10 protein-coding genes are annotated in these 12774 nt (G+C 68.6%); 7 read left to right on the forward strand and 3 right to left on the reverse strand.

What is annotated here, in order from left to right; genetic code table 11:
- Positions 1 to 15: 15 nt before the first annotated feature.
- Both Q9Q95_RS17615 and Q9Q95_RS17620 read right to left on the reverse strand, forming a co-directional pair.
- Complete coding sequence (locus Q9Q95_RS17615) at positions 16 to 1215, reverse strand: ROK family transcriptional regulator (protein WP_306098458.1); 1200 nt, start codon at positions 1213 to 1215, stop codon at positions 16 to 18.
- 100 nt (positions 1216 to 1315) lie between these two features.
- Positions 1316 to 2644, reverse strand: coding sequence for a sugar porter family MFS transporter (locus Q9Q95_RS17620; RefSeq protein ID WP_306098570.1), 1329 nt, complete (start codon positions 2642 to 2644; stop codon positions 1316 to 1318).
- Between the two features lie 106 nt (positions 2645 to 2750).
- Here Q9Q95_RS17620 and Q9Q95_RS17625 point away from each other — a divergent pair, with 106 nt between their 5' ends.
- The 5 genes from Q9Q95_RS17625 (at position 2751) to Q9Q95_RS17645 (ending at position 9156) form a co-directional block, all read left to right on the forward strand.
- Positions 2751 to 3698 (forward strand): ROK family protein, encoded by a 948-nt coding sequence (locus Q9Q95_RS17625; RefSeq protein WP_306098459.1) that lies wholly within the window; start codon positions 2751 to 2753, stop codon positions 3696 to 3698.
- Between the two features lie 105 nt (positions 3699 to 3803).
- The gene (locus Q9Q95_RS17630; protein ID WP_306098460.1) at positions 3804 to 5132 is read left to right on the forward strand and encodes an MFS transporter; all 1329 of its coding nucleotides are present in this window, start codon (positions 3804 to 3806) and stop codon (positions 5130 to 5132) included.
- Positions 5133 to 5243: 111 nt separating this feature from the next.
- Positions 5244 to 6854, forward strand: a complete 1611-nt coding sequence (locus tag Q9Q95_RS17635; protein WP_306098461.1) for a DUF4173 domain-containing protein — start codon at positions 5244 to 5246, stop codon at positions 6852 to 6854.
- Positions 6851 to 7570: a response regulator transcription factor gene (locus Q9Q95_RS17640; protein WP_306098462.1), complete on the forward strand. Its 720-nt coding sequence runs from the start codon at positions 6851 to 6853 to the stop codon at positions 7568 to 7570. The genes Q9Q95_RS17635 and Q9Q95_RS17640 overlap by 4 nt, the downstream gene beginning before the upstream one ends.
- Complete coding sequence (locus Q9Q95_RS17645; RefSeq protein ID WP_306098463.1) at positions 7567 to 9156, forward strand: HAMP domain-containing sensor histidine kinase; 1590 nt, start codon at positions 7567 to 7569, stop codon at positions 9154 to 9156. The genes Q9Q95_RS17640 and Q9Q95_RS17645 overlap by 4 nt, the downstream gene beginning before the upstream one ends.
- On the opposite strand, the gene Q9Q95_RS17650 is transcribed toward Q9Q95_RS17645, so the two are convergent.
- The gene (locus Q9Q95_RS17650) at positions 9126 to 10715 is read right to left on the reverse strand and encodes a glycosyltransferase family 39 protein (RefSeq protein WP_306098464.1); all 1590 of its coding nucleotides are present in this window, start codon (positions 10713 to 10715) and stop codon (positions 9126 to 9128) included. The two genes, Q9Q95_RS17645 and Q9Q95_RS17650, sit on opposite strands and share 31 nt — an antisense overlap.
- A gap of 91 nt (positions 10716 to 10806) precedes the next feature.
- On the opposite strand from Q9Q95_RS17650, the gene rfbF reads away from it, so the two are divergent.
- On the forward strand, positions 10807 to 11580 hold the full coding sequence (gene rfbF / locus Q9Q95_RS17655; RefSeq protein ID WP_306098465.1) for a glucose-1-phosphate cytidylyltransferase: 774 nt from the start codon (positions 10807 to 10809) through the stop codon (positions 11578 to 11580).
- Positions 11577 to 12665 carry a CDP-glucose 4,6-dehydratase gene (rfbG, locus tag Q9Q95_RS17660; protein ID WP_306098466.1) on the forward strand — a complete coding sequence of 363 codons (1089 nt, stop codon included), beginning with the start codon at positions 11577 to 11579 and terminating at the stop codon, positions 12663 to 12665. The genes rfbF and rfbG overlap by 4 nt, the downstream gene beginning before the upstream one ends.
- Positions 12666 to 12774 lie beyond the last annotated feature (109 nt).

A 12774-nucleotide genomic window follows, 5' to 3' on the forward strand; every position in this document is an offset into this window, starting at 1 on the left:
GATGGGAGAGGGAAGCTAAGCCGAAGCCTTCCACAACGCGCCCTGCTTGGGCAGCAGGAAGTGGCTGAACGGCAGGATCGCGGCGCCCACCGCCGGCGCATCCTCGGACAAGGCCGCGCGGATCACCGGCGCCACCGTCGGCAGCAGCCCCGCGCGCGCGCGCATCAGTTCGTTGGCGCGCTCGGCCAGCCGCTCGAGGATCGTGGTCGGCAGCCGGCCGCCGACCAGAACCGCCGCCGGGTTGATCAGGCAGTTGATCGCGTCGAGCGGAACGGTGAGCCGTTGCGCCGCATCCTCGATCCACGCCGCGACGCAGGCCTGCGCCTTTGCGTCGGGATCCGCATCGCCCATCACGTCGGCGAGGTGGCAGCCATTGCGCTCGAGGTGCCGCGCCAGTCCCGATAGCGAGACCATCTGCTGGACCTGCTCGCCCGGCGCCGTGCCGTTGGCGGCGCGCATGAAGCCGAGCTCGCCGCTGCGCCCGTCGGCGCCGCGCAGATAGGATCCGTCGACCACCAGCCCGCCGCCGAGCCCCGACGAGATCAGGATATAGAAGAAGCTGTTGTTCTTCTGTCCGAGCCCCAATTGCATCTCGCCCATCGCCGCGGCGGCGGCATCGTTCTCGACGAACACCGGCAGCCGCAGCGGCTCGCTGAACAGATCGGCGACGTCGACGCTGTCCCATGTGGCATATTCGGCCGGCCGGCCGGGCAGGTCGACCAATCCGAGATCGTCGGGCACCGCGACGCCGATGCCGACCAATTTGTCGACATCGACCTTGGCCTTGCGCAGCATGTTCCGGATCGAGCGGCGGTAGAGCCCGCGGACATGATCGGGCAGCGCGAAATTGACTTCCTCGGAGACGCGGATGAGCGTCTGCCCGGAGAAATCGACGAGCACGATGGTGATGTGATCGCGGTCGACGTTGATCCCGATCGAATAGCAGGCGTCGGCGCGCACCACGAGCTTGGTCGGCGGCTGGCCGCGGCCGCCGCGGCGCTGCCCGGCTTCCTCGATCAGCCCGTCCTGGAGCAGGCGCTTGGTGATGTTGGCGATCGCCGGACCGGTGAGCCCGGTGAGCCCGGCGAGTTCGACGCGGGTGAGCGGGCCGAGCACGCGGATGCCGTGAAGCGTCACGCGTTGGTTGTGATCGGCGGCCCGTTCGAGATTGGTGCCCGAAAGACGCGGGCGTTCGCGCGGCGAGGTTGCCGTCATGCGCGGGGAATCACGTCGTGAACGGGACGAATTTTGGCGCCGGTCCGCGCTTCCCGGCCGGTAGCGCTATCAGCAATCGAAGCCATTTCTTGCACGCCTGTCATCCTCGACCCTCGACTGTCCTTTCCATCGTCTCCAGCGCGACACCGCGGGTTTCGGGGAAGTATCGCCAGATCACTACAGCCTGCACCAGCATCGCGCCAGCGAACAGCCAGAACGGCAGCGCCTGGGTATATTGTGCCACTACGGGAAAGCCAAAGGCGATCAGCGCGTTCATCCCCCAATGCGTCGCGCTGCCGAGCGACTGGCCGCGCGCGCGCACCGCGGTCGGGAAGATCTCCGACAGATAGACCCAGATCACCGCGCCCTGCGAGATCGCGAAGAACAGGATGAAGCCGATCAATGCCGGCAGCAGCCAATGCTGCCCCTGTCCCGAGCTGTAGATCCCCGCGACCACCGCCAGCGCCACGGCGGTGCCGACAGCGCCGATCAGCAACAGCGGCTTGCGCCCGACCCGGTCGATGATCGCCATGCCGAGCATCGTCGCGAGGAGATTGGCCACGCCGATCGCCACCGCCTGCAGATCGGCCGAGACCGTGTCGAACCCCGCTGCGGCGAAGATGTCGCCGAGATAATAGAGGATCGCGTTGATCCCCGAGAGCTGGTTGAACATGGCGAGGGCGATCGCGAGCAGGATCGGGCGGCAATGCGCGCGCCAGCTGAGCCTGTCGCTTCCCGCGGGGCCCTGGCCGAACTGCGCGAAGAGCGTGTCGGGATCGCCCATCGACAGCGTCTCGATCGCCGCTTTCGCCTCGGCGGCGCGGCCGCGATGGAACAGCCAGCGCGGGCTCTGCGGCACGCGCAGCATCAGCAGCAGGAACAGCACCGCAGGGACTGCCGCGACGCCGAGCTTGAGCCGCCACTCCAGTTCGCCCTCGCTCGCCTGCCCGATCAGGAAATTGCTGACATAGGCGCCGAGAATGCCGAGCACGATGCTCAATTGGAAGAAGCCGACCAGCATGCCGCGCCGTGCCGGCGGGCTCACTTCGGCGATATAGACCGGCGCCAGCACCGACGATCCGCCGATCGCCAGCCCGCCGAGGAAGCGGAAGGCGACGAGCATCGCCAGCCCGCTGCTCAGCGCCGAACCGAGCGCCGAGACGATATAGGCGATTGCGATCCACAACAGGATGTTGCGGCTGCCATAGCGGTCGCCCGGCCGGCCCGCGCCGAGCGCGCCGACCAGGGTACCGATCAGGGCGGCCGATACCGCCGCCCCCAATTGCGCCGCCGAAAGATCGAACGTACCACGCAGCGCCTCGGTCACCCCCGCGATCACCGCGGTGTCGAATCCGAACAAAAGCCCCGCAAGGCTGGCGGCGATGATCGCCGAGGGGTTCAGCTTGCCGTTGGTTGCACTCATCGCAATCCTCTCCTCGGCCGTTGAATTATGTAATTTGGATTATTAATGCCGGCTCCGGGCCTGTACATGCCCAAGGATTCTCAGGCGGACAATAGCCGCGAATGGAGGGGGAATGTCGAACGGTTTGCCGTCGTCCGGTGAAGTGAGCGTTTCGGACGGCGCTGTGACGGGCGAAAAACCCTATGCGGGCGTCGAGCTGGGCGGCACCAAATGCGTGTGCACGCTCGCTTTCGGGCCCGATCGCGTGCTCGATCAGCGGACCGTGCCGACGACCAGCCCGGGGGAAACGCTCCCGGCTTTGCTCGCGGTGCTGCGCGAATGGCACGCCGCGGGCGGGTTCGCCGCGCTCGGCATCGCCTCGTTCGGCCCGATCGAGCTCGATCCGCGCTCGCCGCTTTACGGCCAGATCCTCGCGACCAACAAGCCGCACTGGCCGGGCACCGACGTTCGCGGCGTGCTGTCGGCGCCGTTCGGGGTTCCGGTCGGCTTCGACACCGACGTCAACGGCGCGGCGCTGGCCGAGATCGCCTGGGGCTGCGGCAAGGAGATGGACGATTTCGCCTATGTCACGATCGGCACCGGCGTCGGCGTCGGGCTGGTCGTGCACGGCAAGCCGACCCGCGGCTTCGCGCACAGCGAGTGGGGCCATATGCGGGTGCCGCGGCTCGCATCCGACGATCATCCCAGCGTCTGCAATTTCCATCGAGATTGCGTCGAGGGGCTTGCTTCGGGCTCGGCGCTGGTGTCGCGCCTTGCCGGCCGCGCGGTCCGCGAAGTGGCGGCGGACGATCCGGTCTGGGACCCGATCGTCGGCTATATCGCCGCGATGGCGCATGCTTTGGTCTGCGGCGCAGCGCCCCGGCGCATCGCGATCGGCGGCGGCGTGCTCACCGCCCAGCCGCATCTGCTGGAGCGGATCGAACGCACGCTGCTCGATAGCCTCAACGGCTATATGCAGATGCCGGAGGGCGAGCATTACGTGACCCAGCCCGCTTTGGGCGACATGGCGGGGCCGCTGGGATCGATCGCGCTGGCCGCCGCCGCGGTGCGTGCCGCTTGACCGATACGGCGTCTGGCCAAGCCGGCGAAGCCGTGCGAATTAGCGAAACAAACATAAGAAATGCGGGTGCGAACCGGCACCCGCGGCATCAGGAAGGATAAGGCCTTGGCGCGATCGAGCTCCCGGAGCACCACGCTGGCATTCGCGGCGGTGACGACATTGTTCTTCGCATGGGGGTTCATCACTTCGCTGATCGACCCCCTGGTCGCGTCGGTGAAGGGGATCTTCACGCTCAGCAATCTGCAGGCGCAGGCCGCGGCCTTCGCCTTCTTCATCGCTTACGGCCTCGTCTCGTTTCCGGCGGCGGCCTTGCTCTCGCGCGCCAAATCGATCCCGACCATCCTGATCGCCCTGGGGCTGATGATCGCCGGCTGTCTGGTAATGCTCGCCGCGGCCAATCTCGCGGTGTTCACTCTCGTGCTGCTCGGCCTGTTCATCCTCGCCAGCGGGATCACCATCCTGCAGGTCGCCGCCAATCCGCTCGCCGCGGCGCTGGGCGATCCGCGCCGCAGCCATCTTCGCCTGACGCTCAGCCAGACCTTCAATTCGTTCGGCACCTTTCTCGGGCCGCTGCTCGGGGCGCACCTGTTTCTCAAGGGCGTCGAGGTCAAGAAAGGCGAGGTGATCACCGAAGCGGTGCGCGCCGAGGCGCTCGCCGGGATCGATTCGGCCTATCTGTGGATCTGCGGGCTGATCGCGGCTCTGGCGCTGTTCTTCTGGCTCAGCCGCCGCGTCGTCACCGAAGCCGCACCGCCGGTCGCCTCGACCGCGGGCCTGTTCTCGGCGCTCAACTCGCGCTGGGCATTGTTCGGTGGGCTCGCGATCTTTCTCTATGTCGGCGCCGAAGTGTCGATCGGCACCCAGATGGCGCTCTTGCTCAACGACAACAGCGTCTGGGGCCAGTCCGATGCTGCGTTCGGCGTGCCGGTGCTCGGCTATCTGATGGGCAGCGACGGCGTCCCCGGCGTTTCGCTGCAGGAAGCCGGCAAGGCCGTCGCGCTCTACTGGCTTGGCGCGATGGTCGGGCGCGCGATCGGCTCGGGCTTGCTCGCCGTGGTCCGCGCGCATCTGCTGCTCGCGCTGTTCACGGCGATTGCCGCGGCGATGTGCTTCTACGTCTTCGCCGTCGGCGGAGTCACCGCGGGCTTCGTCGCATTGTCGATCGGGCTTTTCAATTCGATCATGTTCCCGGTGATCTTCACCCTGACCCTCGAGCGCTCGACGGGCACGGTGGAATCGACCTCGGGGCTGCTGTGCACGGCGATCGTCGGCGGCGCGCTGCTGCCGTTGCTGGTCGGCGCAGTGTCCGACGGCAACGGCTATGCCTTTGCGCTGATCGTCCCCGCAGCCTGCTATGCGGCATTGTGCGCGTTCGCGTTTCTCGCGGGCCGCGCCCCGATCCTCCGGCGGGAGGCGACGACTTCGGTGCACTAGATCGCGTCTGCACCGGATCTGCACGACAAGCCCATGACAGGCTGACACCAACCACCGCGCGATCCGCACACCGAGGCGCGAGGAAGCACCCCGAACATTGGGGAGCTTCCTATGCTGCTGCGAATATCGTCGCGTTTCCTTGCCAAGGCTTTCGCCGCGGCGGTTCTGGTCGTGCTGGCCGACCGGCTGTTCTGGGTCGAGAAAGGCGCCGGCTCGACGCTCGGCTTCTTCGCGCTGGCGTGGGTCGTCGCGACGCTCGCGCTCGCGCCGAGGATCCGGCGCGACCGTCGCAGCTGGATTGCCGCGATCGGTGCGTTGCTGCTCGCGGCGCCGTTGCTCGACGCGCCCGGTCTGGTCGCATTGATCCTGTTCTGGACCAGCCTGACGATGACGGTGCTGCTGCCGCGCGCGCCGGGCTTCGATCATGCCGGTCGCTGGGTGCTGCGGCTGATCCTGCACGCCATCGCGAGCGCAGTTGGCCCGTGGCAGGATCTCTTGCAGCTCCGCCGGCCGCTCGGCCGCAACCTGCCGAAGCGGCGAATCCTGCCCCTGCTGCCGCTGCCGTTGATCGGCGGCGCCGTGTTCCTCGCTCTGTTCGCCAGCGCCAACCCGGTGATCGGGGACGCGCTGTACAATATCGGTGCGCCGCGCCTCGACGATGAATCGATCGGCCGCTTCCTGTTCTGGATCGCGATCCTGACCATTGTCTGGGCGACGCTGCGCCCGCGCCGGATCGATCTCCCCGCGATCGCGCCCTCGGCCGGCGCGCCGCTGACGCTGCCCGGAATCTCCACCGGATCGGTGCTGCTCGCCTTGCTTACCTTCAACGCCTTGTTCGCGCTGCAAAACGGCCTCGACATCGCGTTCCTGTGGAGCGGCGCGCCGCTGCCCGAAGGCGTGACTCTCGCCGATTATGCCCATCGCGGCGCCTATCCGCTGATCGCCACCGCATTGCTCGCCGGGCTTTTCGTCCTCGTCGCGCTGCGGCCCGGCTCGGCCACGGCGGCGGTTCCGGCGATCCGCCGGCTGGTGGTGCTGTGGATCGCGCAGAACGTGTTCCTCGTCGCCTCCAGCATCCTGCGCACGATCGACTATATCGAAGCCTATTCGCTGACCGGGCTGCGCATCGCCGCGCTGATCTGGATGGCGCTGGTCGCGCTCGGGCTGATGCTGATCGTCTGGCGGATGCTGCACGGGCGTAGCGCCGGATGGCTGATCAACGCCAATGTCGCCGCTGCGCTGGCTGTGCTCGGCGGCGCCACGATGATCGATCTCGGCGCGACCGCCGCGGCGTGGAATGTCCGCCATGCGCGCGAAGTGGGCGGCGAGGGGGCGGCGCTCGACCTCTGCTATCTCGACGGCCTCGGGTCTTCCGCGCTGACCTCGCTGGTCGCGCTCGAGCTGCGTCCCGACCTAAAGCCCGATTTCGCCGATCGCGTCGCGTGGGTGCGCCACCGCGCGCTCCACCAGACGCTCGATCGCCAGCGCGGCGGCGACTGGACGTGGCGGGACTCGCGCCGGTTGCGGCAGGTCCGGACCATGCTCGCCGGAAGCAGGCTGTCGGTGCCCTCCGCCGGACCGGCAGGACGCGACTGCAACGGCTTCCTGCTGCCTCCGCCCGCTCCCGCGGAGCGGGCGCCGGCCGAGGCCCCCGAGCCGACCGCATCGGTTGCCGAGCAACTCGTGCCCATGCCGGCATTGACGGAAGGGCCTGTGCGATGATCATGTGCCCCATGCCGCGCACCATCCTGATCGCCGATGACGATCCGCACATTCGCCAATTGCTCGCCTTTGCCTTCGCCAAGGCCGGACTCGACACGATCGAGGCCGATGACGGCGAGGCAGTGCTCGATCTGGTCGCGCGGCAGCGGGTCGATCTGGTGGTGCTCGACATCAACATGCCGCGGATGGACGGGCTCGAAACCTGTCGGCGGTTGCGCGCCGCCGGCGATCTGCCGATCCTGTTCCTGTCGTCGCGCGACGACGAGATCGATCGCGTGCTCGGGATCGAGCTGGGTGCCGACGATTATGTCGTGAAGCCTTTCTCGCCGCGCGAAGTGGTGGCGCGGTCGATGGCGATCCTGCGGCGGGCGAGCGCGCGGCCGCCCGAAATCGACGAGGGCCGGCGGATCGAGCATGGCCGGCTCGCGCTCGACGTCGACGGCTGGCGCGCGACCTGGGCGGGGGACGAGATCGCATTGACCGTCACCGAATTCTCGATCCTGCGCACGCTGGCGGTGATGCCGGCCAAGGTGTTCAGCCGCGACGCGATCATCGATCGGCTCCACGGCCCCGGCTTCGCCGTGACCGATCGGACGATCGACAGCCATATCCGCAATCTGCGCGGCAAGTTCGCCGGGGTCGGCGCCACCGACGTGATCGAGACGCGCGCCGGGGTGGGCTATCGCATCGGGAGCTGCACGGGCGCGCAGGCGTGATCGGCGCGTTCAAGGCGGTCCTCAAGCGGCACTGGCCGGCGCTCAGGCTGCGGACGATCCTGTTCGGCACTCTGCTGTTCACCGCGGCGCTGCCGGGAGTGGGAGCTTTGTTCCTGCGGGTCTATGAGAATACCCTCGTCCGCCAGACCGAGGCCGAATTGATCGCGCAGGGCGCCGCGCTCGCCGGGGCGGCGCAGGCGCTGTGGCCGGGAGTCGCGCCCGGCTCGACCGATCCGCGGCCTTGGCGCGCCGAAGCTTCGACCATCGACCTGCGCACGACGCAGGTGCTGCCCGAGCGTCCGCACGCGGTGCCGCGTACCGTTGCGCCGGATCCCGAAGCGCTCGCGATGGCCGGGCGGCTGCATCCGATCCTCGCCCAGACCGCGCGCACCACGCTCGCCTCGCTCCAGTTGATCGACCGCAACGGCGTGGTGCTGATCGGGCATGAAGCCGGCGGCTCCTATGCCCGGCTCCCCGAGGTCGCCGCGGCGCTGCGGGGCAGGGTGCGGACGGTGCTGCGCACCAACGGCGCGTACAGCCAGGTTTACGCTTTCGAATGGCTCAGCCGCGCCTCGTCGCTCAGGATCCACCACGTCCGGCCGATCGTCGTCGACGGCCACGTCGTCGGCGCGCTGCTGCTGTCGCGCTCGCCGCGCGCGCTGTTCCGCGGGCTCTATGACGATCGCGGCAAGATATTGCTCGGCATCGGCCTGATCTTCGTCGTGTTGCTGCTGCTGACGGGATTGTTGTCGCGGGGCATCGCCAGGCCGATCGAGGCGCTCGGCGAAGCGACCCGCGGCGTCGCCAAGGGCACGGGTTCGGTGCCCGGCACGCCGGTCACCGCGGCGATCGAGATCCGCGCCCTGTTCGAGAATTTTCGCGCGATGGCCGCGGCGATCGACCGCCGCTCGCGCTATCTGCGCGATTTCGCCGCGTCGGTGAGCCACGAGTTCAAGACGCCGCTCGCCGGCATATCGGGCGCGATCGAATTGTTCGAGGATCACGGCGCGACCATGACGCCGACCGAGCGCGAACGCTTCCTCGGCAATATCAAGGCCGATGCCGCGCGGCTGTCGCAATTGGTCACCCGGCTGCTCGATCTCGCCCGCGCCGACATGGCCCAGCCCGGCCCCGACGTCGCCGCCGATGCGCTGGCGGCGATCCGCCGGGTGGCCGATGCGCATGACGGGCCGGGCTTCCGCGTGCGGCTCGATGCGGGTGCGGCCTTGCCGCTGGTCGCGGTGCAGGATTCGACCGTCGAAATGGTGCTCACTACCCTGATCGAGAATGCCCGGCAGGCAGGCGCCGGCGAGGTGACGATCGCGCTGGCGCAAATGGGCGGTGATCTGGCCATGACGGTCACCGACAATGGCCGCGGCATCGCGCCGGCCGATGCCGAGCGGGTCTTCGAGCCGTTCTTCACCACGCGCCGCGCCGCGGGCGGCACCGGTCTCGGGCTGGCGATCGCGATGTCGCTGCTCCGCGCCGAGCACGCCCGTCTCACGCTCGTGCCGGTGGCGCAGGGCACGCGCTTCGCCGTCACCTTGCCGATCGTTCAGGGTGCGGGCGCGATCTCGAAGATGTAGATCGTCGGGCCGCCGCGCACGCCGGCGACGGGTGCGATCACCTGCCGCAATGCGCTCCCCCGGCTGAGCTCGGCATAGCGCCGCCACTCCGCCGGAAACTGCGCTCGATCGTCGCGATAGCGGTCGTAGTGGCTCAGGATCGCGAAGCGCGCGCGGCAGCCGGGGAGGCGGGAGAGCGTGACGCTGCCGAGGTCGACCAGCGGACTCCCCGCGCGCCTTGTCTCGGCCTCGGCATAGCGGATGCGGCCGGCGAGCGCGGCGCGGGCGTCGATGCAGCCGGCGGTGCCGAGCGGGAACAGCAAGTGCCACGGTCCGTGGATCAGATCGATCGCGGCATGCTCGACGAGAATGCTGCTTCCCGCCGGAATGTGTGCGCGCGCCCAGGCCGAGGCGCGCTGGCGGGTGTCGTCCGCCCGCGCATCCGCCCGCGCCTGCGCCGCCGACACCATCGGCACCATCAGCAGCAGCGCCGCGACCGGCTCGAGCCCGCGCAGCTGCCGGCCCGATCGCGCCCGCAGCCAGTCGGCACTGCAGGTCAGCGCATAACCCGCCGCGATCGCCGCGATCGGCAGCAGCGGGATCAGCCAGCGTTCCCAGCGCAGCGCCTGGATGCCGATCAGCACGACGAACGCCGCGACCCCGGGCAGTATCGCGACCGCAGCGACCCGGTTGCGCAGCGGCAGCAGCACGATGCCCAGCCCGGCGAGCGCAAGACCTGCCACGCCGAACGACTCGAGCATCGGGCCTCCCAGATACCAGCCGAGATTGGCGAGCAGCCCGCCGCCGGTGGCACCCGGATGGATCGGCCGCGCCTCGCCGCCGAGGTTCCGGATCACCGTCGGATAATCGAGCAGCAGATAGGGCGAGGCGAGCAGCAGCCCCGCCACCGCCGTCGCCGCGAACGCCAGCAATCTGGGCGCATCGCGATTGCCCCGCGCGATCCGCCACAGCCCGATCGCGATCGGGCTCGCCGCGATCGTCGCGGCGGGCCATTTGGTCGCGCAGCCGAGCCCGACGAACAGCCCCGCCAGCAGATAGTCGCGCAGCCGGCCGTTCTCCGCGACCGCCAGCGACGACATCAGACAGAGCAGCATGAAGATGCTCACCTGGATGTCGGTGCGGATCACTTGCGAATAGTCGATGTGCAGCGAATTGACCGCGAGAAAGCCGGCGGCGATCAGCCCGGTCCGCACCCCGCCGATCCGCCGTCCCAGCCGCCACGTCAGATAGACGCAGAGCACGCCGCACGCCGCGATCAGCAGCCGGGCAGGGAGAAACAATATCCCGGGATCGGCATAGACCGCGCGCACGAACGCATCGCTATCGGCATAATGCCCGGTGGCGATGCCGATCGCGCCGACCGCGAAACTGACCGCCGCGAGGCAATAGAGCGTGATCGTGCCCGGATGGCCGAACCAGCCGGGGTTGAGGCTGTGGTTCCGCAGCATCTCGATCGCGGTCATCATGAACAGCGGCTCGTCGGGATCGTTGAGCGCGGGCAGCCCGAAGCCGATCCCGCGCACCCGCAGCCCGGCCGCGACCAGCAATATCAGCAGCAATAGGCCGCGCTGCGTCCAGGAATCGCCATTCGGCTTACGGGCTGGGGGGGAGGGTTCCGTCATCGTGCTGAAGTGATGACGTGGAGTGACGATGCGAACCGTAATCCTGGCCGGCGGTCTGGGCACCCGGCTCGGCGAAGAGACGTCGGTGCGGCCGAAGCCGATGGTCGAGATCGGCGGCATGCCGATCCTCTGGCATATCATGAAGATCTATTCGTCGAGCGGTTTCAACGACTTCGTCGTGTGCCTCGGCTATAAGGGCTATCTGATCAAGGAGTTCTTCGCGAACTATTTCCTCCACACCTCCGACGTGACGATCGATCTGCGCGGCGGCAACGGCATGGAGGTGCATTATGCCCGCAGCGAGCCGTGGCGGATCACCCTGGTCGAGACCGGCGCCTCGACGATGACCGGCGGACGGCTGGCGGCGATCCGTCCCTATCTCGATCCCGACGAGCCGTTCTGCTTCACCTATGGCGACGGCGTCGCCGATATCGACGTCGGCGCCCTCGTCGATTTCCACAAAGCGCACGGCCACCGCGCGACGATCACTTCGGTCTCGCCGCCCGGCCGCTTCGGCGCGCTCGAATTCGATGCGGGCAAGGTCGTCGATTTCAAGGAGAAGCCTGCGGGCGACGGCGGCCAGATCAATGGCGGCTTCTTCGTCGCCGATCCTTCGGTGCTCGACCTGGTCGACGGACCCGACACCGTCTGGGAGGCCGGGCCGCTCGAGCGTCTCGCGCGCGGCGGCGAATTGATGGGCTATCGCCACGAAGGCTTCTGGCAGCCGATGGATACGCTGCGCGACAAGCTCTATCTCGACGAATTGTGGAAGGCCGGCAACGCGCCGTGGAAGCGCTGGTGAACGGCTGGCGCGGCCGCCGGGTCCTGATCACTGGCCATACCGGCTTCAAGGGCAGCTGGCTGAGCCTGTGGCTGCACGCGCTCGGCGCCGAAGTCACCGGCTTCGCGCTGCCGCCGCCCAGCGATCCGAGCCTGTTCGGAGCGGCGCGGATCGCCGACCTGATCGAGCATCACCAGGGCGATGTCCGCGATCTCACCGCGGTCCGTGCGGTGGTCGAGGCGTCGCGGCCCGAAGTGATCTTCCACCTCGCCGCCCAGCCTCTGGTGCGGCTTTCGTACCGCGAGCCGGTCGAGACCTATGCCACCAACGTGATGGGGACGGTGCATCTGCTCGAGGCGGCGCGCCGGGCGCCCGGCGTCAAGGCGATCGTCTGCGTCACCAGCGACAAATGCTACGAGAATCGCGAATGGGTGTGGCCGTATCGCGAGAGCGATCCGATGGGTGGGCACGATCCGTACAGCAGCAGCAAGGGCTGCGCCGAGCTGGTCGCGGCCGCCTGGCGTAGCTCGTTCTTCGCGCAGGGACCGGGGCTGGCCACGGTCCGCGCCGGCAATGTCATCGGCGGTGGCGACTGGGCGAGCGACCGGCTGATCCCCGATCTGGTCCGCGCCTTCGAAGCCGGCGCGTCGCCGCTGATCCGTTCGCCGGACTCGGTGCGTCCGTGGCAGCATGTGCTCGAGGCGCTGGGCGGCTATCTCCAGATCGCCGGGCGGCTGCTCGCCGGCGAGCGCCAATTCGCCGATGCGTGGAACTTCGGACCGGCGGACGACGACACGCGTCCGGTATCGTGGATCGTCGAGCGGATGCGCGCTGCATGGGGCGGGACGCCGCCGCCAGAGGCCGATCATGGTTCGCGGGTCCACGAGGCGGGGCTGCTTCGGCTCGATTGCTCGAAGGCGCGCGCGGCGCTGGGCTGGCAGCCGGCGCTCGACCTTGAAACCGCGCTCGACTGGATCGTCGACTGGCACAAGGCGGTCGGCCGCGGCGAGGATGCCCGCGCAGTGACGCTCGCCCAGATCGCGGACTATTCGGTGGCGGCAAGCGATCCCCATATCGGGATCCGTTTCGTCCCTCAGGTTGCCTGAATAACCTTCACCCCCGCGAAAGCGGGGGCCCATCTCCCGGATCTTCCGCTCTCGCACCGGGGCTCTTGTCGACCCCGCAGGAGATGGGTCCCCGCTTTCGCGGGGATGA

Source organism: Sphingomonas sp. DG1-23 (assembly GCF_030730875.1).
In the GTDB taxonomy this organism is placed as follows: domain Bacteria; phylum Pseudomonadota; class Alphaproteobacteria; order Sphingomonadales; family Sphingomonadaceae; genus Sphingomonas.